21 protein-coding genes and 1 tRNA gene are annotated in these 26,961 nt (G+C 65.2%); 15 read left to right on the forward strand and 7 right to left on the reverse strand.

Annotation, left to right across the window (positions count from 1 at the left end; all coding sequences use genetic code 11):
• The first annotated feature begins 20 nt into the window (after positions 1–20).
• From QSJ34_RS16945 to QSJ34_RS16995, 11 genes are all read left to right on the forward strand, one after another.
• Positions 21–2,207, forward strand: coding sequence for a molybdopterin-dependent oxidoreductase (locus QSJ34_RS16945; protein ID WP_285577532.1), 2,187 nt, complete (start codon positions 21–23; stop codon positions 2,205–2,207).
• A gap of 10 nt (positions 2,208–2,217) precedes the next feature.
• The gene (locus QSJ34_RS16950; protein ID WP_285577534.1) at positions 2,218–2,769 is read left to right on the forward strand and encodes a 4Fe-4S dicluster domain-containing protein; all 552 of its coding nucleotides are present in this window, start codon (positions 2,218–2,220) and stop codon (positions 2,767–2,769) included.
• A 9-nt stretch (positions 2,770–2,778) separates the two neighbouring features.
• Complete coding sequence (nrfD, locus tag QSJ34_RS16955; protein WP_285577536.1) at positions 2,779–3,759, forward strand: NrfD/PsrC family molybdoenzyme membrane anchor subunit; 981 nt, start codon at positions 2,779–2,781, stop codon at positions 3,757–3,759.
• Between the two features lie 73 nt (positions 3,760–3,832).
• On the forward strand, positions 3,833–4,420 hold the full coding sequence (locus QSJ34_RS16960) for a molecular chaperone TorD family protein (RefSeq protein ID WP_285577538.1): 588 nt from the start codon (positions 3,833–3,835) through the stop codon (positions 4,418–4,420).
• 47 nt (positions 4,421–4,467) lie between these two features.
• Positions 4,468–5,847 (forward strand): sigma-54-dependent transcriptional regulator, encoded by a 1,380-nt coding sequence (locus QSJ34_RS16965; protein WP_285577540.1) that lies wholly within the window; start codon positions 4,468–4,470, stop codon positions 5,845–5,847.
• 12 nt (positions 5,848–5,859) lie between these two features.
• The gene (locus QSJ34_RS16970) at positions 5,860–6,261 is read left to right on the forward strand and encodes a helix-turn-helix domain-containing protein (protein ID WP_285577541.1); all 402 of its coding nucleotides are present in this window, start codon (positions 5,860–5,862) and stop codon (positions 6,259–6,261) included.
• Positions 6,262–6,296: 35 nt separating this feature from the next.
• Positions 6,297–6,373, forward strand: a tRNA-Pro gene (locus QSJ34_RS16975).
• 369 nt (positions 6,374–6,742) lie between these two features.
• Positions 6,743–7,939, forward strand: coding sequence for a polysaccharide biosynthesis/export family protein (locus QSJ34_RS16980; RefSeq protein ID WP_285577543.1), 1,197 nt, complete (start codon positions 6,743–6,745; stop codon positions 7,937–7,939).
• Positions 7,940–8,000: 61 nt separating this feature from the next.
• A complete protein-coding gene (locus tag QSJ34_RS16985) occupies positions 8,001–8,474 on the forward strand; it encodes a low molecular weight protein-tyrosine-phosphatase (protein ID WP_285577545.1) in 474 nt (157 codons plus the stop codon).
• A complete protein-coding gene (locus QSJ34_RS16990) occupies positions 8,471–10,774 on the forward strand; it encodes a polysaccharide biosynthesis tyrosine autokinase (protein WP_285577546.1) in 2,304 nt (767 codons plus the stop codon). The genes QSJ34_RS16985 and QSJ34_RS16990 overlap by 4 nt, the downstream gene beginning before the upstream one ends.
• A 125-nt stretch (positions 10,775–10,899) precedes the next feature.
• Positions 10,900–12,108 carry a glycosyltransferase gene (locus QSJ34_RS16995; protein WP_285577548.1) on the forward strand — a complete coding sequence of 403 codons (1,209 nt, stop codon included), beginning with the start codon at positions 10,900–10,902 and terminating at the stop codon, positions 12,106–12,108.
• On the opposite strand, the gene QSJ34_RS17000 is transcribed toward QSJ34_RS16995, so the two are convergent.
• From QSJ34_RS17000 to QSJ34_RS17030, 7 genes are all read right to left on the reverse strand, one after another.
• Entirely contained in the window at positions 12,105–13,202 is a 1,098-nt protein-coding gene (locus QSJ34_RS17000; protein ID WP_285577550.1) for a glycosyltransferase family protein, read from the reverse strand. The two genes, QSJ34_RS16995 and QSJ34_RS17000, sit on opposite strands and share 4 nt — an antisense overlap.
• Positions 13,199–13,867 (reverse strand): CatB-related O-acetyltransferase, encoded by a 669-nt coding sequence (locus QSJ34_RS17005; protein ID WP_285577552.1) that lies wholly within the window; start codon positions 13,865–13,867, stop codon positions 13,199–13,201. Before QSJ34_RS17005 ends, QSJ34_RS17000 begins: the two co-directional genes overlap by 4 nt.
• Positions 13,868–13,871: 4 nt before the next feature.
• Positions 13,872–15,038, reverse strand: a complete 1,167-nt coding sequence (locus QSJ34_RS17010; RefSeq protein WP_285577554.1) for a glycosyltransferase family protein — start codon at positions 15,036–15,038, stop codon at positions 13,872–13,874.
• Positions 15,004–16,614 carry an O-antigen ligase family protein gene (locus tag QSJ34_RS17015; RefSeq protein WP_285577555.1) on the reverse strand — a complete coding sequence of 537 codons (1,611 nt, stop codon included), beginning with the start codon at positions 16,612–16,614 and terminating at the stop codon, positions 15,004–15,006. The genes QSJ34_RS17010 and QSJ34_RS17015 overlap by 35 nt, the downstream gene beginning before the upstream one ends.
• A complete protein-coding gene (locus QSJ34_RS17020) occupies positions 16,611–17,963 on the reverse strand; it encodes an MATE family efflux transporter (RefSeq protein WP_285577556.1) in 1,353 nt (450 codons plus the stop codon). The genes QSJ34_RS17015 and QSJ34_RS17020 overlap by 4 nt, the downstream gene beginning before the upstream one ends.
• Entirely contained in the window at positions 17,947–19,062 is a 1,116-nt protein-coding gene (locus QSJ34_RS17025) for a polysaccharide biosynthesis C-terminal domain-containing protein (protein ID WP_285577558.1), read from the reverse strand. Before QSJ34_RS17025 ends, QSJ34_RS17020 begins: the two co-directional genes overlap by 17 nt.
• Positions 19,063–19,215: 153 nt before the next feature.
• Positions 19,216–21,759 carry a right-handed parallel beta-helix repeat-containing protein gene (locus QSJ34_RS17030; protein ID WP_285577560.1) on the reverse strand — a complete coding sequence of 848 codons (2,544 nt, stop codon included), beginning with the start codon at positions 21,757–21,759 and terminating at the stop codon, positions 19,216–19,218.
• A 383-nt stretch (positions 21,760–22,142) separates the two neighbouring features.
• Here QSJ34_RS17030 and QSJ34_RS17035 point away from each other — a divergent pair, with 383 nt between their 5' ends.
• The 4 genes from QSJ34_RS17035 to wecB all read left to right on the forward strand — a co-directional run bounded on the left by QSJ34_RS17035 (position 22,143) and on the right by wecB (position 26,911).
• The gene (locus QSJ34_RS17035) at positions 22,143–23,438 is read left to right on the forward strand and encodes a phenylacetate--CoA ligase family protein (protein ID WP_285577562.1); all 1,296 of its coding nucleotides are present in this window, start codon (positions 22,143–22,145) and stop codon (positions 23,436–23,438) included.
• A 70-nt stretch (positions 23,439–23,508) separates the two neighbouring features.
• Positions 23,509–24,747: a glycosyltransferase family 4 protein gene (locus tag QSJ34_RS17040; RefSeq protein ID WP_285577564.1), complete on the forward strand. Its 1,239-nt coding sequence runs from the start codon at positions 23,509–23,511 to the stop codon at positions 24,745–24,747.
• Positions 24,732–25,784, forward strand: a complete 1,053-nt coding sequence (locus QSJ34_RS17045) for a polysaccharide biosynthesis protein (RefSeq protein WP_285577566.1) — start codon at positions 24,732–24,734, stop codon at positions 25,782–25,784. Before QSJ34_RS17040 ends, QSJ34_RS17045 begins: the two co-directional genes overlap by 16 nt.
• On the forward strand, positions 25,781–26,911 hold the full coding sequence (gene wecB, locus QSJ34_RS17050; RefSeq protein ID WP_285577568.1) for a non-hydrolyzing UDP-N-acetylglucosamine 2-epimerase: 1,131 nt from the start codon (positions 25,781–25,783) through the stop codon (positions 26,909–26,911). The genes QSJ34_RS17045 and wecB overlap by 4 nt, the downstream gene beginning before the upstream one ends.
• Positions 26,912–26,961: the final 50 nt, after the last annotated feature.

The following is a 26,961-nucleotide window of genomic DNA, read 5'->3' on the forward strand; positions in this document are numbered from 1 at the left end:
CACCCTGCCTGGAGATCGTCATGGGAACCACACGCATGGACCGGCGCCTGTTCCTGAAGGCCGCGGGCCTCACGGCCGGGGCCGCCGCCACCCTCGAGGTGGGCTGCCTCAGCTACTTCAAGAAGGGCCGGAGCGCGACGGCCGACAACCGGGAAGTTCCCACGACCTGTGAACTCTGCCCCAACAAGTGCTCGGCCATCGCCGTCGTCGAGGCCGGACGCGTCAAGAAGCTGAATCCCAATCCCGAGAATCCGAAGTCCCGCGACATGCTCTGCGCCCGCGGCAACGCGGCCATCAAGCAGGTCTATGATCCCGACCGCCTCAAGCAACCCATGATCCGCGTGGGGGCCCGCGGCGAGGGCAAGTGGAAGCCCGTAAGCTGGGACGAGGCCTTCGATTTCGCCGCCAAGAAGCTCGGCGAGGCCAAGTCGAAGTACGGCCCCGAAAGCACGCTCTGGTCCTCCACCGAGGGCTTCCAGGAGGTCTTCTTCAAGAACCTGGGCCTCGCCTTCGGATCGCCCAACCTCGTGCGCCACCCGACCCTCTGCCTGGCCTCCGTGAACCTGGCCTACAGCGCCACGTTTGGCACCGTGCCCAGCTTCGACCTGCTCAACAGCAAATACGTCATCATGTCCGGCGCCAACCGCTTCGAAAGCATCATCACGCCCGACACCATGGACCTCATCGGCGGCGTGATGGAGCGTAAGGCCAAGCTGGTCTACCTCGATCCCCGCTTCACCGTCACGGCCTCCAAGGCCGATGAGTGGTACCCCATCAAGCCCGGCACCGACCTCGCGTTCATCCTCGCCATGATCCACGTGATCATCGCCGAGAACCGCCACAGCAAGGAGTTCGTCAGCGCCTACACGGTGGGCTTCGAGCAGCTGGCCGAGCACGTGAAGCCCTACACGCCCGAGTGGGCCGAGAAGGAAACGGAGATCCCGGGCAAGGACATCACCCGCATCGCCCGCGAATTCGCCGATGCCGGCGCCCGGGCCCTCTACTACGCTGGGCGCCGTTCCTCGTGGTACCAGAACGATTTTCAGATGCGCCGCGCCCAGGCCATCCTCAACGCCATCGTGGGCAACTGGGATCAGATGGGCGGCATGGTGCCCAACGCCAAGCTGCCCAAGGGCGAGTTTCTCTTCATGCCCTGGGACGAGCCCAAGGCGCCCCGCGTGGACGAGATCGAAAAGCACTTCCCCCTGGCCGCCAAGGGCGACGGCGTCTACCTCAAGCTGCGCGAGAACGTGCTCAGCGGGAAGCCCTACCCCATCAAGGCCTGGATGGTCTACAAGCAGGATCCCCTCAACGCCATGCCCGATCAGTCGAAGACGCTGAAGATGATCGAGCAGATGGATTTCATCGGCGTCATCGACGTCCAGATGAGCGACTTGGCCTGGTATGCCGACGTGGTATTTCCCGAAAGCGCCTACCTCGAGCGCACCGATCCCGTGGAAGTGATGCCCGGCATTTGGCCCGCCGTCGTCTTCCGGCAGCAGGTGGTGAAGCCCATCCACGACACGAAGCCCAACCTGGAAATCGTGCAGGGATTGGCGAAGCGCCTGGGCCTCGGCGACTACTTCGACTACACCATCGAGCAGTGGGTGGAGGCCGAATTCAAGGACCTGCCCATTCCCATGGCCGCCGAACACATGAAGAAGCACGGCGTCTGGGCCGCCAGCGGGCAGCCCAGCTACGGCAAGACCCTGAATCCCGACCACCGCTTCGTCACCAAGACCGGCAAGGTCGAGCTTTTCTCCGAGCGGCTCCAGGAGGCGGGCTACGATCCCCTGCCCGTCTACGCGGCGCCCAAGCAGCCGCGGAGCGATCAGTTCCGCCTCGTGCTGGGCCGGGTGGGCTACTTCACACACGCCAACCAGTCGAACAACGTCTGGCTGCATGAATTCATGAAGGAGAACGACCTCTGGATCAATCCCAAGCCCGCGGCGCGGCTGGGCATCCAGAACGGCGCGACCGTGAGCGTCACCAGCAGCGTGGGCAGCGTGAAGCTGAAGGCTCGCGTCACCGAGGAGATCCGACCCGACTGCGTCTTCATGCTCCACGGCTTCGGCAAGAAGTCGAAGATGCAGAGCCTCGTCTACAACGTGGGCGCCAGCGACGCGGCCGTGCTCGAAACGGCCTGGGATCAGGTCTCGGGCAACGCCGCCTTCCACGAAACCTTCGTCAAAGTCGCGACCGCCTGAGGGGTGAACCATGGATATCAGAAAGCGGCGCTACGCCCTCGTCATCGACTCCCGGAAATGCATCAACTGCAAGGCCTGCGCGGTGGCCTGCAAGGCCGAGAACGAGGTGGCCGTCGGCAATACCCGGAACTGGATCAACGAGGATCGGCAGGGCGAGTACCCCAAGCTGCGCATCGATTTCGAGCCCGAGCAGTGCCATCACTGCGAACATCCCTCCTGCGTCCGCGTGTGCCCCACCGGCGCCTCCTGGCAGCGCAAGGACGGCATTGTGCTCGTGGCGGCCGACGATTGCATCGGCTGCCGCTACTGCATGATCGCCTGCCCCTATGACGCGCGGTACTTCCAGGAAGAGACTGGCACCGTCGGCAAGTGCACCCTCTGCTCCCATCGCATCGACAAGGGGAACATTCCGGCCTGCGTGGAGACCTGCCCCTCCAAGGTGCGCGTCTTCGGCGACCTCGAAGATCCCACCAGCCGCATCCACGAGCTGCTCGCGACGCGGCGCTACCACGTCAAGGAACCTCAAACGGGCAACGGCCCTCAGCTCTATTACCTGCTCTAGGAGGCAGCCATGCACGAGTTCAACTGGGGTCTCCTCATCGTCGTCTACCTCTTCCTGGGCGGGCTCTCGGCCGGGCTCTTCTTCGCCGCGGGGCTGGCCAACTACCTGGAGGTGGATGGCCGTCCCGCCTACCCGCGCATCGCCCAGGTGGGCGCCTGGCTGGCACCCTGGCCCGTGGCCCTCGGCTCGGGCCTGCTCATCCTCGATCTCGGTAACTGGTACCGTTTCTACAAACTGTTCATGCACTTCCGCTGGGAAAGCCCCATGTCCATCGGCTCCTGGCTGCTGACCCTCTTCACCGTCCTCGCCTTCGTCTACGCCTTCGCCTGGCTGCCCGAAGCGGGGCGCCAGAAGCTGTTCAGCAAGGTGCCTCCCGCCTGGAAGCTGGTCCATCGCCTGAACGTGGATCTCTCCGCCCACCGGAAGACCCTCGCCATGATCGGCTTCCCGCTCTCCATCGGCGTGGGCATCTACACGGGCGTGCTGCTGGGGGCCGTGTCGGCGCGCCCCTTCTGGAACACCAACCTGGTGGCCCAGATGTTCCTGTTCTCGGCCCTTTCGAGCGGCGCCGCGGCCCTGCTGCTGGTGCTGGCCCTGGACAAGAAACGCCCCGCGGATCAGCGGGATCTGAAGTTCCTCGTGTGGATGGACGTCATCTTCATCTCCCTGGAACTCTTCATCATCCTCCCCTACCTGATCCACGGACAGCTCTCGGTACTGGCCGTGAAACAGGCCCTCACGCTCATCCTGGGAGGCCCCTACACCCTGGTGTTCTGGGTCTTCTTCCTGGGTCTCGGTCTGCTGGTGCCCCTCGGCATCGAGATCTCCGAACTGGCCCCCAGCCTGCTCAAGGGCCAACCTTTCCACGGCGACCGGCGCCTCGCCCTCACCGCCTCGGGACTCGTCCTCATGGGCGGCTTCCTCCTGCGCTACATCTTCGTCTACGCGGGCCAGCTGAGCAGCTTCCGTCAGGCCGGGGTGCTCCAATGAGGCCATTCGTCTCCGAAACCGGCTTTGCCGGTTTCGGAGTGGTGGAATGATGGTGACTTTGCTGGGGATCACCATGCCGCTCGCCCTCCTGGCCGACCTCGCCCAGATCCTCGCCGAAGCCTTCATCGAACCGGATGCCGATCTCAGGGAGGATCTGCTGCAGCTGCTGGAAAGCGGCCCCGGCCCCACCCTGGCTGATCCCCTGAAACGCATGACGGCTGAGGTCATGGGGCCCGAGGATCAGGCCGTGGAATACGCCCGGCTCTTCCTGCATGCCAAAGACACGGACACCGTCCATCTCTTCGAATCCGTCCAGGCCCGTGGCCATCACATGGCTCCCGAGGTGATCGATCCCATCCGGGCCATCTACGACGAGGCCGACATCAGCCTCCAGGCGGACCTGAACCTGCCTCCGGATCACCTGGGGCTGGAACTCGCCTGCCTGAGCCACCTGCTCGGCGAATGCCTCGAAGGCGATCTCGCGGAACGTCCGAGGTACCAGAAGCTGGCACGGCGTCTGATCGGCGAGCACCTGCGACCCCTCCTGGCGCTGGTGCTCGAACAGCTTCCCCAGGTTTCGGCCCATCCCTACTACCTGGCGGCCGCGGAGCTGGCTTCGGCCCTGCTGCCTGAAACCGAGAAGGCGCTCGCAGAATTCTAGGCAAGCCCCTGCTGGACAAAGGCTTGTTCAGCATCCAGCATAAAAACATGCGCGCCCCCACGACCATTCTCCTGGTGGATGACGAGCCGGGCATCCGGCGCTCCCTGGGCGAAGCCCTGAAAGACGAGGGCTACCACGTCGTGAAGGCCGAGCGGGGCGAGCAGGCCATCGACCTGCTGAACAACCCTGACGGCGAAGGTCTGCAGCTCATGCTGCTGGATGTGTGGCTGCCCGGCCAGGACGGCCTGGAGACGCTGAAGCAGGCCAAGCAGCTCCGCCCCGACCTGCCCGTCGTGATGATCTCGGGCCATTCCAGCATCGACACGGCCCTGCAGGCCACCAAGCTCGGCGCCTTCGATTTCCTGGAAAAGCCCATCGACCTCGACCGCCTGCTGCTCGTCGTCGGCAACGCCCTCCGCCAATCCAAGCTGGAGCAGGAGAACCTGCGCCTGCTGGCCGAAGTGGAAGGCGGCCGCTTCTTCCTGGCGGACAGTCCCGCCATGAAGCGCCTGATGGCCGACGTGGCGCTCGTGGCGCCCACGGAGGGCCGCGTGCTGCTGACCGGCGAGAACGGCAGCGGCAAGGAGGAGGTGGCCCGCCTCATCCACCTGCAGAGCCCGCGGGCCGGTGCCCCCTTCATCGAAGTGAACTGCGCGGCCATCCCCGAAGAGCTCATCGAAAGCGAACTGTTCGGCCATCAGCGGGGCGCCTTCACCGGCGCCATGCGCGATCAGAAGGGCAAGTTCCGCGAGGCGGACGGCGGCACCCTCTTCCTCGACGAGGTGGGCGACATGTCGCTCAAGACCCAGGCCAAGGTGCTGCGCGCCCTCCAGGAGGGCCGCGTGGAGCCCGTGGGCGGGGGCGGCGCCGTGGGCGTGGACGTGCGCGTCATCACCGCCACCAACAAGGATCTGGCCGGTGAGATCACCCGCGGCCGCTTCCGCGAAGACCTCTACTTCCGCCTGGCCGTGGTGCCCCTGCGCATCCCGCCCCTGCGCGAGCGTCCCGAGGACATCCTGCCCCTGGCCGAGGCCTTCATCAGCCGCATCGCCCGCCAGTATGGGCGCCCGCCGCGCCATCTGGGCCCCGAGGCCAAGGACACGCTGCTGCGCCACGACTGGCCCGGCAACGTGCGCGAGCTGAAGAACCTCATGGAGCGCGCCGTCATCCTGGGCCGCGGCAGCGAGATCGGCCCCCGCGACCTGGGCCCTTTGGCGGCCCGCCACATCGCCGAGCAGGATCCCTTCTCCTTCCCCGAATTCGCCAACCTGCGCGATGCGAAGGACTGGTTCGAAACCCAGTACCTGCAGCGCGAGATGCGCCTGCAGAACGGCAACATGACCCGCGTCGCCGAGCGCGTGGGCATGGACCGCTCCAACCTCTACAAGCGCCTCAAGACCCTGGGCATCGAACCCAGGGAGAGCTAGGCAGGTGCGCCGATGAGCGACAAGAAGTGGTTCAAGATCGGCGAAGCGGCGGCCCTCATCGGCGTCGGCCCCAAGGATCTGCGCTACTGGGAAGACGTCATTCCCGACATCAAGCCCCGCCGCAGCAAGGGCAACCTGCGCTACTACCACGTGGACGAACTGCCGCGCCTGAGGCGCATCAAGGCCTGGCTGGCCGAAGGCCTCACGGTGGCCGATTGCGAGGAGCTGCTGGCCCACGGCCACCTGGTGCAACGGCTCGACCTCGGCCTCGATGTCGAGGAGCTGCCCGCCGTCCCCGCGCAAAAGCCCAAGCCCACCATCCCCAGGCTGCTCCGCACCAGTTCGGACCTGCAGCCCATCCTCAAATCCGTGCGCGCGCTCTACCAACGGCTCTGCTCCGAACCGAAACCTTGACCTGGGCCCGCACTCGGTCTAGAGTCAATAGTTCACGGCGCGTGGCGCAGCCTGGTAGCGCACTACCTTGGGGTGGTAGGGGTCGGAGGTTCGAATCCTCTCGCGCCGACCAAAACACCAGAGGGGCCTTCTTCGGAAGGCCCTTCTGGTGTTTTGACCCATCGGATCGAGAGGATTCGATGATGCTCACGCCGAGGCGTGCTCGGTTCGGCTGGCGCAGCCAGACGCGTTCGAATCCCGCCTGAGTGGGTTCGGTGCCAACCTCGGAGCCGGATCCATCTCCGTCCCGCGAGCGCCCCACCGGCTTTGGTCCAAATGACCTCGACGAGATCAAAGAGACCGAGTCGCTTGTAGGGATCAAGCCCAGCAGGCATGAGGCCGAAGGCCCATAAAGAAGCTTGCGTAAACTTGGTAATTTGCGATAGTTTGAGGTTTCAATTTCGCCCGATTCCCCCGTGGTGCACGCCCAGTGGAGCCTGATATGTCCACCCTTCAAGAATCAACGTCGTGTCTTCCACCCGCTCCCGCCTCGCCTTCCGCTCAGACGGGTGATACCCGGGCGGCGCGGCTTGGATTCGGAACGGCGCTCGGCGCCCTGCTTGTGCTCGGCGCCTGCAACGCACCCGGCATGAAGCTGGACGTGAAACCCGGGCGCACCGAGTCCACCACCCACATGGACGGGCTCAACATCACCCTGCACCCCCTCAACAATGAGACCCTGACGCGCCAACGCCCCCGCGAACTGGACGCCACGGCCGCGGAACTGCTGCTGAAGGAAAAGGCCCCGGCCTACCGCATCGGGCCCCAGGATGCCCTGCTCGTCACCGTGTGGGACCACCCCGAGATCACCCTGCCCCTGGGCCAGTTCCGACAGGATGCCTCGTCCGGGATCATCGTGGACGAGACCGGCCAGATCTACTTCCCCCACGTGGGATCGTTCAAGGTGGATGGCATGACCACCACCGAGGTGCGAGAAGCGCTCACCACGCGGCTTTCCAAGGTGCTGCACAATCCCCAGATCGACGTGAAGGTCATCGCCTACCGCTCCCAGAAGATCTATGTCGGCGGCGAGGTCAAGACCCCTGCGGTCTACAACGTCACCGACGTGCCCTTCACGCTCTCGGAAGCCATCAACCGCGCGGGCGGGTTCACCCCGGCGGCCGATGACAGCCAGCTGCTGCTCACCCGCGGAAACAAGGTGTGGCGGCTGAATTTCCAGGCCCTCATGACCTCGGGCAACCGGATCGGCCAGATCCTGCTGAAGGACGGCGATTCCCTCACCGTGCCCAACAACCAGGAGAACCCCGTCTACATGATGGGCGAGCTGGTTCGGCCCGGCTCCATGCCCATGCTCCACGGCAGCCTCTCCCTGGCCCAGGCCATCAATGGCGTGGGCGGCATCCAGGGCGGCAGCGCCGACGCGCGCTCGATCTACGTCATCCGCCAGGGCAGCTCGCCCAGCGCCGTGGACGTCTACCACCTCGACGCCCGCAATCCCACCGCCATGATCCTGGCGGACCGCTTCGCGCTCAATGCACGGGACATCGTCTACGTGGATGCCGGAACGCTCGTGCGCTTCAGCCGCGTCATGGGGCTCCTGCTGCCCACGGTCACGGCCGTCACCTCCACGGCGGTTTCCGTTGGAGAAACGCACTACTTCATCCATCGTGTGAACTGATCCTTCTGCCGATGCGTCCAAGCCCCTCCCACACACCTTGGGTCCCCTTCAGGCCAAACCTTTGAAATCCACACCGTCGATCCACTCCATCCTCGTCCTTTGCGTGGGGAACCATTGCCGCGCCCCCATCGCCGAAGGGCTTTTCCGCGCCGCGCTCGCCCCTACCATCCAGGTTTCCTCCGCAGGCCTGAAGGCCCTGGTGGACTGCCCGCCGGCCCCCGAGGCCGCGCGCATCATGAAAGAGCACGGGCATGACATCTCGGCCCACCGCGGCCGGCAGGTCACGGCTGAGATGGCCCTTGAGGCCGATCTCATCCTCGTCATGGACGCCAGCCAGAAGGAATGGTGCACCCAGATCGCGCCCGCGGTCCGGGGCCGGATCTTCCTCCTGGGCCAATGGCTGTCCACTCCCCCGCGCGACATCGAAGACCCCTTCGGCCAGGGCCCCGAGGCCTTCCGCCGGGCCTATGAGGACATCCGCCGATCCGTATCGGCCTGGCTGCCCCATTTCCATTCCAAGCAAAGGTCGGCATGACTTCCACGCACCCGCCCCAGGCCCCGCACCAGACACCCTTCCAATCCGGACTGACCCAGGCCTTTTCCCGCTTGGCGAGAGGGTTTGAAGAATCCCGCGAAATCGACTTCCATGAGTGGCTGCTGAACCTCTGGATCGGCCGCTACGTGATCCTTGGCAGTGTCCTGGCCTTCGTTCTCCTGGGCGTGTTCTACGCCTGGCGCACCACGCCCATCTACCAGGCCGAGGCCATGCTCCAGATCGAGCCGCCGAAGCCCGTCCGGGAATCCGACGCGGCCTTCGCCCGCATGGGGAACCTGTTCTCGGCACCCTCCGACGCCCTGACGGAAATCGAGATCATCGGCAGCAACATGGTGCTCGGCAGCACCGTGACCGCGCTGAACCTCGATGTCGTCGCCACGCCGGTCCTCTTCCCCGTCATCGGGGAGGCCATGGTGCGTGGCAAGGCGGATGCACCACTCATGGAGGTGGAGACCTTCGAGCTCCCCGACTACATGCGGGGCCTCGAATTCCAGCTGATGGCCCTCCCCGATGGTTCCTTCACCTGGTTCACTCCCGCCGAATCCCCCACCACGGCGAGAAAGCCCGGGGCCACCTTCCCCGCGAACGCACCTCTGGCCACCGGAAAGGTCGGCGACATGCTCGAGGGAACCTACGGCGGCGAAACCTTGAAGCTGCAGATCCGCCGCATGGTCGCCAAGCCCGGGCAGAAGTTCCACCTCATGCGCAGGCCCATGCTGGGCGTCATCACGGACCTCCGGAACGATCTGGAAGCAGCTGAAAAGGGCGCGAACCAGCCCGGCCGAGCCACCAACCTCCTCGCCCTCACCCTCCGGCAGACCAACCCCTTCCGGGCCGCGGATGTGCTCAACGAAGTCATGAAGCAGTACGTGCTTCAGAACACCGAGCGCAAGAGCGAGGAGATTGCAGGGACCCTGAAGCTGCTCCAGCAGCAGCTCCCCGAGGTTCACGCCCGCCTGGAGGCCGCCGAGAACCGCCTGAACCACTTCCGCACCCAGACCGGCGCCGTGGATATCCCGCGGGAGGCGGACCTGGCCCTCCAGCAGAGTTCGAGCCTCGCCGCCCAGATTTCCGCCCTGAAACAGAAGAAGGAGGAACTGCGCCGGATCTACCAGGAGAACTCGGATGTCGTGGGTACCCTGAACGCGCAAATCGCCAAGCTGGAAGGGGAATCCGCCGTGGTGAACCAGAAGGTGCGCGCCCTGCCCGGAGCCCAGCAGGAGCTGGTGCGCCTCTCCCGGGATGTGCAGGTCAGCACCGAGCTCTACACGGCCCTCCTGAACAACATCCAGCAGCTCCAGATCACCCGGGCCGGCGAAGGACACAACACCCGCATCGTCGATTACGCCATGCCCAGCCTGAAGCCCATCAAGCCCAAAAAGGAAATGCTCGTGGCCACGTTCTTCGTCGTCGGCTTGTTCGTCGGCGTGGGCATCGTGCTCGGCATGCGCACCCTTCAGAAGGGGATCGAGGATCACCGGATCATCGAGACCAAACTGGGTCTGCCCGTGTTCGTGACCATCCCCCACAGCAAGGCCCAGCGCCACCACAACAAGGCCCTCACAGAGCGCCATTCCGGCAGCCACCTCCTCGCGCTCCACGAGCCCGATGATCTCGCGACCGAAAGCCTTCGCAGCCTCCGCACCACGCTGAATTTCTCCATGGGACCCGCGGGCAGCCGCAGCATCATGTTCACCGGCCCTTCGCCAAAGATCGGCAAGTCCTTCGTGAGCACCAACTTTTCCGTGGTGCTGGCCCAGGCCGGCCTGCGGGTGCTGCTGGTGGACGGCGACATGCGCCGCGGCGACCTCCACAAGTATTTCGGTCTCCGCAACCGCCTGGGAGGGCTTTCAGAAGCCATCGCCGGCCTGACGAGCTGGAAGTCCGTGGTCAACCACACGGAAGTCCCGGGCCTGGACATGATGAGCACCGGCGAGATTCCGTCGAATCCCGCGGAACTGCTCATGTCCCCGGGCTTCGAGGCCTTCCTCAAGGATGCGGCCACCGAGTATGACTATGTCGTCATCGACGCCCCACCGCTGCTGCCCGTCACCGACGCCACCATCATCGGAGCCAAGGTCGACACGGTGCTGCTGGTGGCCAAATTCGGCCAGCACTCCATGAACGAGCTGCGCACCTGCCAGAGCCGCGTCGAATCCAGCGGTCTCCCATTGAAGGGCTGCGTCTTCAACGACATCACCCCGACCGGTCTCGGATACTTCGATCAGCAGTACCGCTATGCCTACCACTACAAGTACGGCAAGGCGGACAATTCCTGAAACAGGCCCGGATCGGCGGGCCAGCTGAACGGGCATCCCGCAGCGCCCGGCTTCACTTCCTCCCAGGCTAGGCTGGTCTTCAACGCCGTAGCTGCGGCACACTTGCTCCACAAGGACGACGGCTCATGGACATCCTGTACGTATCGGTGCTCCGCTCGCAAAAACGGTTCGCCGAGCTGCTGCGCGATCAGGCCGTGAAGCCCCCCCAGCAGATCCAGAAGTTCCACGGCCTCCTGGCCCGGGGCCTGAGCACCTTTGTCCGCGAACTGACAGCCCTGTCCGTGATCCCCAATCCGGCGGGAAGAAGGGGCTTCCCGCGACCATCCGCCGAATCCGAAGACGGCATCTCCTTCCGCTACCTGTCCCTGAAGATGGTCCCCATCCTGTCGCACCTGATCACCTTCAGCTGGAGCTTTGTCTCCTGCCTTCGGTGGAGCCTCGTCAGGCGTCGCCATCCCCGGTTCCTCATCTGCGACGCGCTGGACCTCTCCATCTCCGTAGGAGCCCTGCTGGCCGCCAAGCTGACCGGAACGCGCGCCATCACCATCGTCACCGATATCCCCGACTACATGTACAGCCCGGCGGACCGCGCCCGCTGGAGTTTTCACCATGTGATCCTCCGCATCTACGTGACCCTCTCCACCTACTTCATGGGGCGCTACGACGGATACATCCTCCTCACCGAGGCCATGAACGACCTGGTTAATCCGAAGGGCCGCCCCCACCTGATCATGGAAGGCATCGTCGATCCAGGCATGGGCGAGGTGCCCAACACCCTGGCCGGCAAGTACTCGGAACAGGTCGTCATCTACGCTGGAGCCCTGTACGCCCGGTACGGCGTCACTACCCTGCTTGAGGCCTTCCTGCGCGTACCCCACCCCAACGCCAGGCTCTGGCTCTACGGCTCCGGCGAACTGGAAGCCGTGATCCAGGACTACGCCGACCGTGATCCGCGCATCGAATACTGGGGCGTGCGGCCCAACGCGGAGGTCGTCGCCGCCGAGGTGCGGGCCTCCCTGCTCGTCAATCCACGGCCGGCCGAGGAAGCCTTCACGAAGTACTCGTTCCCATCCAAGAACATGGAATACATGGCATCCGGTACGCCCGTGCTGACCGCGCCCCTACCCGGCATGCCCAAGGAATACCTCGAACATGTCTACACCTTCCCCGACGCCTCGGCTGAAGCGCTGTCCGCTTCGCTCACCGACCTGCTGGGCCGACCCCGGGAAGAACTTCACCTCATGGGCCTGCACGCGAAGACTTTCGTCCTCACCCGGAAGACCAGCGTCATCCAGGGCGGGCGAGTCCACGCCTTCTTCCAGGGCCTGGCCTAGACGGCCGCAGGCCCCGCCAGGAATTCCGCGATGACCGCCACGCCCTGCTGGTATTCCTTCAGGACCTGGTCCAGCCTCGCGTCGCAGTTGGCTTCGAAGGCCGCCCACGGGATGGACTGGTAGTAGCTGAACAGGTCATCGGCGAAGGTGGAAGCGGCGGGGTCGCATTCCAGGCCGAATCCGCCACGGGTCACCTGGGTGCCCATGTAGGATCCGACGTTGCACAGCTGGGGCAGGTAGAACGTGATGCCGTCATAGAATTTGTTGGCCATGGCGGGCTGCGTCTTGATGTCGTTGGTGAAGATATTGTGCAGCAGGTCCGTGCCCTTCGCGAATTCGTAGCGCTCCTCGGGTCGGTAAAGCCCGTGGAAGAACACGTTCCGGATGGCCTCCCGCTCGCACTTCGCCTTTAGGTTGCGGGCCGCCTCCTGCTCCCGGCCATGGTAGTGCAGCTCGAAGCGCGGATCGTTCCCCAACCTCTCGATGATCTGGCGGTTGATCTCCTCGTGGCCCAGCAGACCCCAATGACGGATCCGGATGGGGTGGGCCGCGCGCGGTGCCGAACGGCGCACCTCGCGGTGCTGGAGGGAATCCAGCAGGAGGTTGTGGCTGGTGTGGATGCTTTCGTCAGTCAGATAGGTTCTGAAGGCGTCCGAACTGACGAAGGTGGCCCTGGAATGCCGGGCCACGTCGTTGACCTTCCGCTTGAACCATCCGACATTTTCGAAGGTCACGTCCCGATAATCGAAGATGTAGTTGTGGGGGTAGCGCTTCCTCAGCACATCCGCCAGCACCACGCCGGGCATGGTGGTCAGCACGATGACCGAATCGAAGCGCTCCGCGTCCAGGAGCCTGAGGCAGGCCCTCCGGTACTTCCAGAAGGCCCGAAGCTTTCTCCACTTGGGTGCGTCGTCTTCCATGTGGTGCTCGAACTTGTGGGCTACGACACCGCCGGGCACGGGGACGTCCTGCTTTCCGTCGCGGTCCCAATAGATCAGGTGCACCTCGTGATCCGTGCGCTTCAGCTGATCCAGGTAGAAATGCATGTACGACATGTAGTAGATCTTGCCGAACCCGATCATCAGGATCTTCATGAACAGGCCTCGAGAAAGCGCTGGATGTCTGCGAAGAGCGGCGCATGGGCTTCGATCCAGGCCGGATCCCGGTCCCACCACTTGACCTCGATCAAACGGCGGATCGTGTCATCGTCGAAACGCTGACCGATCTTCTTCGCGGGAACGCCCGCATAGATGGCATAGGGCTCGACGTCGGAGCGCACCAGGGCGCCGGCCGCCAGGATGGCCCCATCCCCGATGGTGACGCCTTCGAGGATCCGCACACCGTAGCTGATGAGCACATCGTGGCCGATGACCACGCCGTAGCGGTGTTCCGGGTCGGCGTAGGCGAATTCGTCGAAGAGCTGGGCTTTCGCGTAGGTGAACCCGGCCTGCTTGTGGAGGGAATAGAAGGCCGGATGGGTCGAGACGAAATCCGAAGTCGGGTGCTTGCCCGAGATGGTGATGACGTTCGCGCTGATCGAACAGAACCGGCCCACCGAGCCGTAGATCCAGCAGTTCTCGCCGAGGTAGGATCCGTAGCCGAGCCTCCCGTCGAAGGTCGTGCCCCTCAGGATCACGTTGTGGCCTTCCAGCTCGGTGCGGATGCCGATCTGGCACTTCGGCCCGATGCGAATCTGCCGCCGGCGGCCGAGCACCGAGAACTTGAGCCACTTCAGGAATGTCTTCAGAAGGCCCAGCACCGGCTCACCCCCTTCCCGAAAGCTTCGCCTTCAGCCGCCGCAGCGCCATGCGGAAGGCAAAGCGCAGGAGGGCCTTGTAGGAGAGGCTGCGCACATCGTACTTCACCAGGGCATCTTCGAGGCCACCTTCCGGGCCCGGGGCCACGGGTGCCGCGACGGACGTGTCATACAACTTGATGGCGCTCCCGGGCACACCGTGGAGCACGTTCGACTCCTGGGGGCGGAAGGCGAGGTCAAAGGTCCTGAGCACCTTGTGTCCCGCCGGTTCCAGCGTGAGCCAATACCGCGCCCCGGCCTGGTTCCGCTTGATGCCGTAGAGGTCGACGCACAGGTCGCGGGGATCGACCCCCAGGGGCTCCGCCAGGGCCAGAGATTCGAAGAAGGCGTCGTAGACCGCGCGGGAGTCCTGCAGGGCCAGGAAGCGGTAGGGCTCCGAGCCCCGCTCCTGCAGCGGGATCTGGTAGCCGTTCTCCTGGCCGACGTTGTGCTGCCCCTTGTCGCTGAAATTGGTGGACAGCCCTGCCCGAGGATAGACGAAGAACCGGTCCGTCTCGATGCAGTAGCGGATGTGATGCTTGAGCCAGGAATGTTCGGACCATTCCGCCACATTGAAGGGGATGGCCGGCCCCGCCTGGAAATCCCCCTCGTGCTGCCTGAACCACTCGACGAAACGGTTCCACTTGTCCCGCGACCAGATCTGCCCCCAGGAACAGGCGTACTGCATGAAGTAGACGTCGGAGGCGTCATCCAGGGGCAGGAAGGGCCGATCACAGGCCACATTCCAGAGGTGCGTGTAGAGGGAGATCCCGGCGATCCGGTCGTCGTCCTTGTAGAAGTCGATGGCCTGCACCGCGAAACGGTAGAGGTTTCGGGACACGTAGAGGTCGTCTTCCAGCACGATGAGGTGCTCGTGGTCGCGGGTGAGGTCGCCGCAGGCCAGGACGTGCTGCTTCAAGCCCTGTCGCTGCGGGAAGGTGCGCACCGTCTTGGCCCCATGCCGCCACGTAAAGGCCTCGGCGACGCGCTGGACCTCCTCGTTCCCGGACCGGTCCAGGCTGATGATGAGAGGCACCTGGTGGCCATCGAAGGCCACGCAGTCCAGCGAATTCAACAGCCGCAACAGCGCGTGCGGACGGTTATAGCCGATGACGACGATGGCCAGGTTCGGCATGGGCGGCTCGCTCCTTCCAGGCGAATGGGAGTTCACGGGACAGCATGGCCTTGATGTCGAGGGGATCCGAGCTGGCCCGGCTGGCGAAGTAGCAGTACCAGATCAGGGACCAGGCCAGGTTGAAATACCACCGGTTGGCCGTCAGGTGGTCCGACATGGAATTGATGAAGATCGCGGTCGATACGCCCGCCCCGGCGAGGGCCAGGGCGAGCCGCGAGGCATTCATGGGCTTCCGGTGGAAGAAGGCGAAGGTGAAGAACGAGAACAGCATGCTCGAGGGGTAGAGGAGGTAGACCAGCCCGCAGACCATCCCAAAGGCGATGCCGTAGGTCAGGTAGTCGTTGTGCGGATAGGTGCCCAGCGGTTCCACGTAGATGGACCAGCCGACGCCGCTGGGGTTTTCGGTCAGGTAGTTGAAGGCCTTCTTCCACCGCCAGGCCCGGTCGGCGGTGGAAGAGGAATTCTTCCCCACCCGCAGTTCGTACCGGCTGGTGGCGTAGCGCTGGATGTTCTGGGGCAGGATCGCGAGCGTGGTCAGGGCCAGGCCGCCTCCCACGACGAGGAGCACCACGTACCGCTTGATGGAGAAGTGCCGAAGGCTCAGCGAAAGAATGACCGTGATGCCCGCGAGGCTGGCGAGGGTGCTGCCCACGCTGCCGGTCACAAGCAGGATGTATCCCGCCGTGACCAGGCATCCCGTGGCCACGAGCCGCGTCCAGCGCGGCAGGGGCGAGACCGCCAGCGCGAAGGACGCGCAGATGAGCGCCGCCAGGGGGATGCCCACCTGGGTTCGCAGCATCTGGACGTCGATTTTCCCGAGGCGGAAGGCCGTGACATTCAGCATGCCCTCCGTGACCGAGGTGGCATCCATGATCGGCTGGCCGAAGCTCCGCGACACCATGAAGAGGAACACCGTGGGCAGGATCAGCGCGAACAGCAGGCCCTTCACCAGCAGTTCGGGGCTGTGGTCTCCCTTGATCCTCGAAAAAATGAGCGGGATGAACAGGAACGGGCCCAGCAGGTAGTTGGTGATCGAGACCAGCTGGGAAGACATGGTTTCCAGCGTGGCACCGCCACTCCAGGTGACCATCCAGGGCCGCGGTCGCGACACGTCGGTGGTATGGATGCTCGGCACGGCGAGGTCCGCCGAAAGCGAGGCGAGCACGCTGACCACCATGGACAGCAGCACGAAGAAGAGGGCCAGCTTGACCATCTTCGGCAGGGACTTCCATCCGCCGCCCCTCGTCAGCACGAAGAAGAGGCTCGCCGAATAGAGGTTCAACGAGATGGGGGTGCCGTAGTTGGCTGGATTGCCCGCGCTCACCGCGACGAAGACCACCCAGGAGTAGGGTCGGTCCGCCCAGACGAACATGGCCACGAGTGCGATGAGCAGGCCGATCGCCATCATCGCGTACGGGCTGGCGATGCCGAGCGACAGGAGGTTGACGGCCATGCCCGCGCCGAAGGGGATCAGCAGGGTGTGGAGGGTGCCTTCCACCGGTTCAGCCTGGGCCACCGGCTCAGGATGGGCCTCCGCTCCACCTGGAGGATTCAGGACATCATCCATGGCACTCATGCGGCCTCACGACGGGTCAGCACCGCGATCTCCGCATAGGCCACGAGGGTGCGGGCCGTGCGGCCCAGGAGCGAACCCAGGGCCACGGCCAAAATGCCGCCAAAAGCCGGCGTGAGGAGGTAGGCGCTGATGGGGAACACGATGAGGCCGATGATGACGCTGCGGCCGTACAACCAGGAATTCCCCGTGGCGAAGAGTGTGTTGAAGGGCAGCGAGGCGGCCTGGAGGACCGAGAACCAGAGGCAGACCTTCATGAGCGGAATGCCCGCCGCGTACTTGGGGATCGCCAGGGGCACCAGGATCCCGATCAGGTACGAGCAGATCAGGACGAGCCCCGCCATGCCTGCGGTCAATCCGGCGGTGACCGCCAATGAGCGCGCGTTGGCGCTGCGCACGCTGCCTTCGCGCGCGTAGGCCTCCACCACCCGGGGCGTCATGACCTGGTAGACCGATTGGGGCAGGACGATCATGCCGTCCCGCATCACCGCGGCCACCGCGAAGAGGCCCAGCCCCTTCACGCCGCCGAGGGACAACATGAGGGCGCTTTCCGTGGCCATCCAGATGGAGGTGTACAGGCTGCCCCAGACGCTGAACGGCAATCCGATGCGCACCACTTCGCCGAGGGATTTCCAGTCGAACCGGTAGCGGACCTTCAGGGGGCGGTTGCGGTGGAAGAGCGCCACCGCCGTGAAGGCCGGGATCGACCCGCGGATGCACAGTCCGAAAAAGCCCGTGAACGGCACGATGAACACGGCGCCGAAGACGAGGACCGCCTGGATGAGCTGGATCCGCGCCAGGGCCACGAACTGATGGATGGTGCGGTAGGTCGCCGTCAGGTACCCGCCGTAGTAGACGAACCAGCAGAACAGGACCTGGGCCAGCCAGCCGGCAACGCCGTAGCGGTCTCCCCGGATCAGCGCCACCGCCGCGCAGACCAGGAAGGCCGCCGATGCGAGGATCGAGATCAGGGCGTTCCAGGCCCCGGCGGCGGAGGCGAGGGCCTCCACCTTCTCGGGCATGTTCTTGCCCGTGTAGAAGGGGATCTGGCGCCACAGGCCGTCGAAGGTGCCCAGGTGCATGAAGGTGAGGTACATGAGCGGGATCGTGTAGACCCGGTAGCGGCCCGTCTCTTCGGGCCCGAGGAAGCGGGCCACCAGCAGGCCGCCGAAGGCGCCCAGCAGCGAGGCCGTGATGTTGCCACCGAAGACCGCGGCCACCGAGCCGAGGATCTGCTTGTTGCGGGTGAGTTTCGCCTTCTGCCGGATGAGGAAGCCGCCGATGAATCCGGGCGCCTGCTGCGTGATCCCCTCGGGACTGCGAGGCGCCGGGCCGTCAGACATGGAGGGCATGGGTATCGGGTCTCCCTGGATCGAAGGGCTCGCTGGCCCAGAAGAGGGTCACGAGGTCTGTGCTGCCGGTGTTGGTGATGCTGTGAGTGTACCCCGGGGGGATGTCCACCACCCGCGGTGCCTCGCCCGACACCGGATACTCGATCACGTCGGTGCCCTCGAGTTGCCGGAACCGCACGACCGCCTCGCCGCTCACCACCAGGAACTTCTCGGTCTTCGTGTGATGCCAGTGGTTGCCGCGGGCGATGCCGGGCCGGGTGATGGACACGAAGATCTGGCCCATGGCCGGGCTGCGCAGCACCTCCGCCAGCCACCCTCTCGGATCGCGCTTGGTGTCCAGCGCGTAGGCGAATTGATCCTCGGGGAGGTAGCTCAGGTACATCGAGTAGAGACGCCGGGTCAGCTCGTCGCCCACCTCGGGGACTTCCCGCGTCTGCCGCGTCATGGGAAACCGGCTGATGCGCGCGGCCAGGTCGCCCAGCGTGATCGTGAAGACCCGCCGCACTTCGGGATCGCCCTCCGGTCCGCGGTGGGGATTGCCCTCCAGGGCCGCGAGGAATTCGGCCACCACGTCGTCGACGTGCACCAAGGTCATTTCGCGGGTCGGATCGTGGATCTCCAGGGGCAGGCCGTGGGCCGTGTTGTGGCAGAAGGTCGCCACCGCCGAGTTGTAGTTGGGGCGGGACCACTTGCCGAAGACATTGGGCAGGCGGAACACGTAGACCGGGGCGCCCGTATCGTGGCCGTAGGCGCGCACGGCCGACTCCGCGTCCTTCTTGCTCGTGCCGTAGGGATTGTCCAGGGCCGCCTGGGTCGACGAGCTGATCAGCAGGGGCACGGGGCGGCCCAGGGCGCGGAGGTGATCCACGATCTGCTGCGTCAGCCCCGTGTTGCCCTGGGCGAATTCACTGAGGTCCTTGGGGCGGTTCACCCCCGCGAGGTGGAACACGAAGTCCGCCTGGGCCAGCAGCCCGGCCAGGGATTCCGGCGCGTCCTCGACATCGAAGGTCAGGATCTCGAACTCAGGGCGTGCGGACAGGGTGGCGATCAGGTTGCGCCCGATAAAGCCTCGCGCACCTGTCACAACGACTTTCCCCATGCTCTCCTCCTTGCCGAAGCGGATGGAATCCAAGCGGCCCTTCCGGGCATTACCCCATCTTCATGGGTGGATGAAGGACCGGGTGCATCGATTCAAAGGGATTGATCGATTCGTGGCCCTCCCCTTCGATTGGATCCTGCCGCTGTTCATACGTCAATCCCGCGTGTTTTTCGCAAGCCGCTTGAGGCTCGGACGGGGCGTTCCCCAGAAGGCCGGCCCGGCAGGGCGGATGGAACAGGTGCAAGCGCGGGTCCTCGGCCCCACCTGGTCGAGGGGAAGCGCCTTGAAGCCCAACCGGAAGGCCGGCGATCCCGGGCGCAGGGCGTAGTCATCCCCCTTGGCCATGCGGAACCGGGGGTCGGCCACCAGGGACGCCGCGTCCCGCCCCAGCCCCTGCCACTCGCTGAACCGCTCCGCCCCGGGCGAGGTGAAGACCGGGGGAACGCCCCCTGGGGGGAAGTAGAGGTTCCGATCCATCTGGAGGACCCCGGGCCCCAAGGTGCCCGTATCGAAGGCCACGGCCTCGGGGGAGGAGAAGGCGAGGATGTTCGCGTTCACCTTCAGGCCTGAAGACTGTCCCTGGTAGTTGGCGATGGTGCCCTGGGAGACCTGGCCGTCCACGAACACGTTGTTCGTCACCCGGTTCTCCTTCCCGCCCTGCAGCATGACGCCGCCGTTCCAGGTGCGGCAGACCACGTTCCCGCTCACTTCGTAGCCGCTGGCGAAGGAATCCAGGTAGATGCCCCAGGACATGTAGATCGGCTCGCCGAAGATGGAGGAGAACCCGATGGTGTCGGCCACCAGGTTGTTGCGGATGGCGCTGCCGCTGCGGAAGGCCCGGTCGTGCTGGGTCACTTCGATGCCGCCCGAATCGTAGGTCTCCAGGTTCGTGTTCTGGATGCGGTTGAAGGCGATGACATTCTTCTCGCCCGGTTCCTTCAGGGAGATGCCGTAGCGGGACGTATCGTGGATGGCGTTGTGGGAGACGTCGTTGCCCGAGGCGCCGACGCCTTCGAGCACGATCCCTCCCACGTGCTGGTAGGCCTCGCCGAGGTGGTGCAGGTGGTTGTCGGTGATCTGATTGTCGCGGCCACCCCGGATCAGCACCCCTCCGCCGCCCGCGTGGGCCACGTCGCAGCCCCGGACGGTGTTGCGCCGTCCCTGGTCCAGGCACACGGCATAGGCCCCGAGGTTGAGGAAGCGGCAGTCCTCCACCGCACAGGCCTCAGCGTTGGCGAAGAGGATCGCGCCGTCATCCCCCATGCCGTACCCCGCGCTCGCCCCGCCGCGGACCCAATCCGTATCGCGGAAGGTCAGACCCGAGAAGCGCAGGTGATGCACCGGCGTCTCCGCGGAGCGGCCCCCCTCCACCTGGATCAGCCGCGTCGTCATGGGGACGATGACCTCGCTCCGGGCCGAGAAGCTCGATCTCGGAAGGTAGGTCAGGCTGCGGGCCCGGGCGTCCAGGAACCACTCCCCGGGCGCATCCAGTTCCTCCTTCACGTTCTCGATGTAGTAGCGGTCCCCCGGATTGAGGGCGGAATGGGCCTCGGGACCTCCGAGCAGGAGCCGCCCCTCCGCGGGGTCGTAGCCCCGGATGGAGAGGATCTCGGAGAAGGCCCGCGAGTCGCCCGACTGGAAGACGTGCACCTCGGCATCGGGAGCCTCCAGCCAGGCCGGATGGACCTCGTCCCGGGCGCACCAGATCGCGTTCCTGGGCCCCGATCCGGCGCCGTTCACCGTGATCTGGCGGCCATGGGAACGGGCGAAGGCCCGCGCGGGCAGCACCACGCGATGCCCCTTCTCGGGCGCGGCCGTCATCGTGCCCTGGGGCATCCAGGCCGCGTCATCGCAGAGCACCAGCGCGTCCAGGACGAGTCCGCCCCCCTTCTGGTTCTGCCATCTCAGCAGGTGCGTGCCCGCGGAAAGGCGGATGCGGGCCGCCTTGGCCCACCGCGCGGGGCTCCATCCCCCGGTGTCCGCGAGGTCACCGAGGGGGAAGGTCCGCTGCCCGTCCACCTGCACCCAAGTGCGACCATCCATGGCCGTCACGCCGTAGGGCGCATTGAGGGCCCCGTAGTGCAGCCACAGGAGGTAGTCGCCGTCCGCCGGCACCTGCACGCGGTACTCCAGCCAGTCGCCCGGATGGTGGATGCCGCCCACGCTGACGCCGAAGCTGAGCTGGTCCGGGGCAGGCTTCACATACAGGAATGCCTTCCGCGGATCCGCCGCTTCGACGTTGGGATAGCGGGCCCGCACCTCCCGCCGCCCGTCGACGAAGAGGGACCGGAAGGCCCAGGGCCCCGCCCCGGTCTCGGGCAGGCTGAAGACGACGGGCGCGCCGGGCGATGAGGCCGGTGGAACCAGGCGGCGACCGCCGATGAATTCCGGATGTTCGCCCCGATAGGCCTCGTAGGAGACCGGTCCTTGTGCCGTGCCCGAATCCTCCACCCCGAAGCTGAGGGGCCGCTCCAGGAAGTACTGGCCACCCCGGATCTGCACCGTGAGTGGCCCGGACGGACCGGGCCCGGCCTTCAGCGCGCGGATGGCGTCGCGGGCCCGCGACACGGATGCGAAGGGACCATCCGTATGGTCGCGGTTCGGCGCGGGCAGCCGCCCAGTCCAGGCATCCGAGCCCTCCGTGGACACGTAGAACGTCGCGCCCGGTGCAGCCGCCCAGGCGTCAAGCGCAGCCACCGCCAGCAGGAGGACCAGGCACGTGAACCTTGCCAGGCTCGGCCATCCACCGGAAGGAAGGCCCCGAGCCGGGGTCCGATCTGATTCAAGGCGTTTGAACATTCCGGCGCTTCTCCGATCGGGCTGGCGTGTTTTTCCTGACCATTCTATGTAAGATAATGGCTTGAATGACACCTTTATGGACACCTAGACCAAGCTTTCCAGCGGCCGCACGAAGGCCTCCGGCGAGGGAGAAGCAGGCCCCGTTGCCACGCCGTTGCCCTTCGGCTTGGCCCCGAACACCGAAACAGGGATAGCCTGCGATGGAGCCAACCATCGCCATTGATTCGACACACGCGGTTTCCAGGTGCGCCCCCGGCGCCCAAGGATGGAGGGAACGCTTCATGCTCACAGCGCGGATACGGAACTGGGGCTTCTGGGCCTTCGATTTCGCCCAGGGCTCGCCCATCCGGAAACACTGCGAGGACATCGAGACCCAGCTGATCTCCGGAACCAAGTCTGCCGAGCGCCTGGAAGCCCTGCTGCATCACGCCGTGGACACCACGGCCTTCTATGCCAAGTACCGGGGATTCTCCTCCCTGCAGGATTTCCCTGTCATCCACAAGGCCGCCATCAAGCCTCAGTACGAAGCCTTCCGCTCGTCGGCCTACCAGAACGCCCGCCTGCGGACCATGCGCACGAGCGGCTCGACGGGCACCCCCTTTGCCGTGGTGCAGAACCAGGACAAGCGCCGGCGCGTGCTGGCCGAGATGATCTACTTCGGAGGCAAGGCGGGCTACCAGGTCGGAGACCGCTACATCTTCACGCGCTGCTGGACGGCGAACAATCGGAAGCCCCTGCATGTCGCCCTGAGCGAAAACGCGGTCATGTTCGACATCTCGTCCCTGGACAAAGGCCATGTCGCGGCCCTCGAAACCCTCCTGCGCACCGATTCCGGGATTCGCTGCATGCTGGGCTTCCCTTCGACGTTCGTGCGGCTCCTGCAGCAGCTCGATCAAAGCGGGGCGCCTTCCGAGGACTTCCACCTGCGCTCCATCATCAGCATCGCCGAGGCCCTCCCCAGGGAGGTGCGACTGGCCCTGAAGTCGCGCTTCAATTGCCCCGTGGTCGCGCGGTATTCCAATCAGGAGAACGGCGTCCTCGCGCAGCAGTGTCCCAACGGGGACGAATTCCACCTCAACACGGCGAGCTACGTCTTCGAGTTCCTCAAGCTGGAGGAGGACACGCCCGCCGGCCCCGGGGAGCGTGCGCGCGTGGTGCTCACGGACCTCTTCAACCACGCCATGCCCCTGATCCGCTACGACACCGGCGATATCGTGATCCGGCAGAACCACGCCACCTGCGGATGGGCCACGGAAACCCTGCAGGATGTCGAGGGCCGCCGTCTGGATTTCATCTACGACACGGAGGACCGTCCCATCTCGCCCTTCGCCGTCTGCACCCTCTTCTGGCCCTTCACGGAGCTGAAGCAATACCAGTTCGTGCAGGAGGCCAAGGGGCGGTACGAAATCGTCCTGAACGGAGCCAACCTGCACTACAAGGACGACGAATTCATCCGGCTCGCCAAGGATCTCGTCGGGGCGGATGCGGTGGTTTCCGTCACGCACGTCGACCAGATCCCCCTCCTCTCCTCCGGCAAGTACCGACAGGTCGCCAGCCACTACAGGCCTTCCGCATGAACCAGCCCCCTCCGCCCCTCCATCCGGCCGGGCCCCAGCCATGGGCCTCGCCAGAAGACGGCGTCTCGCCATGAACATCCTCTACCTCACCCTCGGTTTCCCCCTGCCCACCAAGCCGAGCGCGCCTTCCGACATCATGCAGCTCATGGAGACCTTCTGCCTCCAGGGGCACCAGGTGGACATCATCGCCGTCGACGAGCGGAAGAACCAGCGCCCCACGCGGCTCGTGCAGGAAGGCCCCTTCCAGGTGCTGCGGGTCCGCACGGGCAACATCTACGATGTCGGCCCCTACGAGAAGGGCATCAGCCTCACGGCCCTACCCTGGCAGTACCTCCGCGCGATGGCGGAGCATCTTCCCGAGCGCCGCTATGACCTCGTGCTGTACGTGGCGCCGCCCGTCACGTTCTCCCGTGTCATCCGCGGGCTGAGGCGCCGCCAGCCCTGGGCGAAGACCTACCTCATCCTGAAGGACATCTTCCCCCAGAACGCGCGGGATCTCGGGATGATCCGGAATCCGATGCTCTACGCCTACTTCCGGCGGCAGGAGCGGCAGCTCTACGCGGTCTCCGATGTCATCGGATGCATGTCGCAGGGAAACGTGGACTACCTGCTGCGGCACAACCCCGACCTGCCCGCGGGCAAGGTCGAGGTGCTGCCCAACACCCGCACCCCAGGCCCGGACCTGGGACTCACCCCGCCGGGCCCGCTCCGCCGCCAGTACGGCATCCCGGAAGCGGCCACCGTCGTCCTCTACGGAGGCAACCTCGGAGTGCCCCAGGGCCTGGGCTTCCTGCTGGAGGTCTTCGAAGCCAACCGGGACCGCACCGACCTGCACTTCCTCCTCGTGGGACGGGGCACGGAGCGCAAGCGGCTGGCCCACGCCATCGAAACCAAGCGGCTCAGGAACGTCACCCACATCTCCCACCTGCCGCGGCCCGAATACGAAGCCCTGGCGCGGGAATGCGACATCGGCCTCGTCTGCCTGGACCCCCGCTTCACCATCCCCAATTTCCCTTCCCGCGTGCTCTCGTACTTCGAGATCCGCATGCCCGTCATCGCCGCCCTCGATCGCGCCACGGATTTCGGGGGCATGCTCGATGAGGCCGAGGCTGGCCTCTGGTGCCACGCCGGCGACCTGCCCGCCTTCCAGCAGCACCTGGACCGGCTGGTCTCGGATCCGCAGCTGCGCGCCCGCATGGGCGCCTCGGGGCGCAGGTACCTCGAAACGCATTTCACCTCGAACCAGGCTTACGGAATCATCTCCAAGCACGTCACCCCTGAACTGGAGGCAGCATGTCCAGCCACCTAGACCTGAAGAACGAAACCCTGCTCATCACGGGCGGGACGGGATCCTTCGGCAACGTCGTGCTGCGGAAGTACCTCAGCACGGATATCGGCGAGATCCGCATCTTCAGCCGCGACGAGAAGAAGCAGGACGACATGCGGCATCACTACAAGGACGACCGCATCAAGTACTACATCGGCGATATCCGCGACCCGGGCAGCGTGTTGTCCGCGCTGCGGGGCGTCGACTACATCTTCCACGCCGCCGCGCTCAAGCAGGTGCCTTCCTGCGAGTTCTATCCCATGGAGGCCGTGAGGACCAATGTCCTCGGCACCTCCAACCTGCTGCAGGCGGCCATCCAGGCCCAGGTGAAGCGCGTCGTCTGCCTCAGCACCGACAAGGCCGTCTATCCCATCAACGCCATGGGCATCTCCAAGGCGATGATGGAAAAGGTGGCCATCGCCGAATCCCGCAACCTCGGGCCCAAGGGACCGGTGATCTGCGTGACCCGCTACGGCAACGTCATGGCTTCGCGAGGTTCGGTCATCCCCCTCTTCCTCGATCAGATCCGCGAAGGCAAACCCATGACCGTCACCGATCCGGCCATGACGCGCTTCCTCATGCACCTGGACACCGCCGTCGAGCTGGTGGAATTCGCCTTCTCGCACGGCCACAACGGCGACACCTTCGTGCGGAAGTCCCCGGCCTCGACCATCCTGGACCTGGCCCAGGCCGTGAAGGAACTGCTCCAGGCGGACAACGAGATCCAGGTCATCGGCACCCGGCACGGCGAAAAGCGCTATGAAAGCCTGCTCTCGCGGGAGGAGCGTGTGCGCTCCGAGGACCTGGGCGACTACTTCCGCGTGCCCGCCGATTCCCGCGACCTCAACTATTCCAAATACTTCTCCGTGGGCGATCTCGAAGTCTCCCAGAGCGATGAGTATCATTCACACAATGCCCAGCGGCTCGACCTGTCCGAGGTGAAGGAACTGCTCCTGACCCTCAGCTGCGTCCAAGAGGCCATGACCGAGCGGGGCATCAAGTCGGAGTTCGTTCGATGAAAAAGCTTCGCGTACTGACCGTGGTGGGGACCCGGCCGGAGATCATCCGGTTGTCGCGGGTGCTCGCCCGGCTTGAGGAGACGACGGAGCACATCCTCGTGCACACGGGCCAGAACTACGACTACGAGCTGAACCAGGTCTTCTTCGAGAACCTGGGCATCCGCAAGCCCGACCACTTCCTCGACGCGGTGGGTGATTCACTCGCCGAAACCATCGGCAACATCATCGCCAAGGTCGACAAGGTGCTCGACGAGCGCAGGCCCGACGCCCTGCTGGTGCTGGGCGACACCAACAGCTGCCTGTCCGTCATCCCTGCCAAACGGCGCAAGATCCCGATCTTCCACATGGAGGCGGGGAACCGCTGCTTCGACCAGCGCGTACCCGAGGAATCCAACCGCAAGGTGGTGGACCACCTGGCCGACATCAACCTGCCCTACAGCGGCCACGCCCGCGAGAACCTGCTGCGCGAGGGCCTTCCGACGGACCGCATCGTCAAGACCGGCAGTCCCATGTACGAGGTGCTCCACAGCTACCGGGAGGGCATCCAGGGCTCGGGCATCCTCGAGCGGCTCAACTTGGCCCCGCAGGACTACTACCTCGTCAGCTGCCACCGGGAGGAGAACGTCGATTCGGACGTCAACCTGCCCAAGTTCGTCGACCTGCTGAACCATCTCGCGGCAGTCCACGGCAAGCGCGTCATCGTCTCCACCCACCCGCGCACGCGCAAACGGCTTGAATCCGGCGGCTTCACCACGGATCCCCGGGTGGAGCTGATCAAGCCCTTCGGCTATTTCGACTACGTGAAGCTGCAGGAGAACGCCCTCGTCGTCCTCTCAGACAGCGGCACCATCACCGAGGAATCCTCCATCCTGGACTTCCCCGCCCTCAACATCCGCGAAGCCCACGAACGTCCCGAGGGCATGGAGGAGGGCGCCGTGATCATGACGGGCATGGAGATCGAGCGCGTGGAGCAGGCCATCCAGGTGCTGCATTCGGCGCCGGTGCACGCCAAGCGGCGCACACGTCTCGTGAAGGACTACGATGCGCCACAGGTTTCCGAAACCGTCGTCCGCGCCATCCACAGCTACGTGGACTACGTGAACCGCTTCGTCTGGCGCAAGGCCTGACGCCAGTACAGAGATTCACCACGGAGGCACGGAGGACACAGAGAAAACAC

Origin of the sequence: Geothrix limicola (assembly GCF_030268085.1) — a bacterium.
In the GTDB taxonomy this organism is placed as follows: Bacteria; Acidobacteriota; Holophagae; order Holophagales; family Holophagaceae; genus Geothrix; species Geothrix limicola.

Excerpts from the sequence above, each read along its gene's own strand:
- QSJ34_RS16945 (WP_285577532.1), top strand. The coding sequence starts at position 21 with ATGGGAACCACACGCATGGACCGGCGCCTGTTCCTGAAGGCCGCGGGC.
- QSJ34_RS16950 (WP_285577534.1), top strand. The coding sequence starts at position 2,218 with ATGGATATCAGAAAGCGGCGCTACGCCCTCGTCATCGACTCCCGGAAA.
- nrfD (WP_285577536.1), top strand. The coding sequence starts at position 2,779 with ATGCACGAGTTCAACTGGGGTCTCCTCATCGTCGTCTACCTCTTCCTG.
- QSJ34_RS16960 (WP_285577538.1), top strand. The coding sequence starts at position 3,833 with ATGCCGCTCGCCCTCCTGGCCGACCTCGCCCAGATCCTCGCCGAAGCC.
- QSJ34_RS16965 (WP_285577540.1), top strand. The coding sequence starts at position 4,468 with ATGCGCGCCCCCACGACCATTCTCCTGGTGGATGACGAGCCGGGCATC.
- QSJ34_RS16970 (WP_285577541.1), top strand. The coding sequence starts at position 5,860 with ATGAGCGACAAGAAGTGGTTCAAGATCGGCGAAGCGGCGGCCCTCATC.
- QSJ34_RS16980 (WP_285577543.1), top strand. The coding sequence starts at position 6,743 with ATGTCCACCCTTCAAGAATCAACGTCGTGTCTTCCACCCGCTCCCGCC.
- QSJ34_RS16990 (WP_285577546.1), top strand. The coding sequence starts at position 8,471 with ATGACTTCCACGCACCCGCCCCAGGCCCCGCACCAGACACCCTTCCAA.
- QSJ34_RS16995 (WP_285577548.1), top strand. The coding sequence starts at position 10,900 with ATGGACATCCTGTACGTATCGGTGCTCCGCTCGCAAAAACGGTTCGCC.
- QSJ34_RS17000 (WP_285577550.1), bottom strand. The coding sequence starts at position 13,202 with ATGAAGATCCTGATGATCGGGTTCGGCAAGATCTACTACATGTCGTAC.
- QSJ34_RS17010 (WP_285577554.1), bottom strand. The coding sequence starts at position 15,038 with ATGCCGAACCTGGCCATCGTCGTCATCGGCTATAACCGTCCGCACGCG.
- QSJ34_RS17015 (WP_285577555.1), bottom strand. The coding sequence starts at position 16,614 with ATGAGTGCCATGGATGATGTCCTGAATCCTCCAGGTGGAGCGGAGGCC.
- QSJ34_RS17020 (WP_285577556.1), bottom strand. The coding sequence starts at position 17,963 with ATGCCCTCCATGTCTGACGGCCCGGCGCCTCGCAGTCCCGAGGGGATC.
- QSJ34_RS17025 (WP_285577558.1), bottom strand. The coding sequence starts at position 19,062 with ATGGGGAAAGTCGTTGTGACAGGTGCGCGAGGCTTTATCGGGCGCAAC.
- QSJ34_RS17035 (WP_285577562.1), top strand. The coding sequence starts at position 22,143 with ATGCTCACAGCGCGGATACGGAACTGGGGCTTCTGGGCCTTCGATTTC.
- QSJ34_RS17040 (WP_285577564.1), top strand. The coding sequence starts at position 23,509 with ATGAACATCCTCTACCTCACCCTCGGTTTCCCCCTGCCCACCAAGCCG.
- QSJ34_RS17045 (WP_285577566.1), top strand. The coding sequence starts at position 24,732 with ATGTCCAGCCACCTAGACCTGAAGAACGAAACCCTGCTCATCACGGGC.
- wecB (WP_285577568.1), top strand. The coding sequence starts at position 25,781 with ATGAAAAAGCTTCGCGTACTGACCGTGGTGGGGACCCGGCCGGAGATC.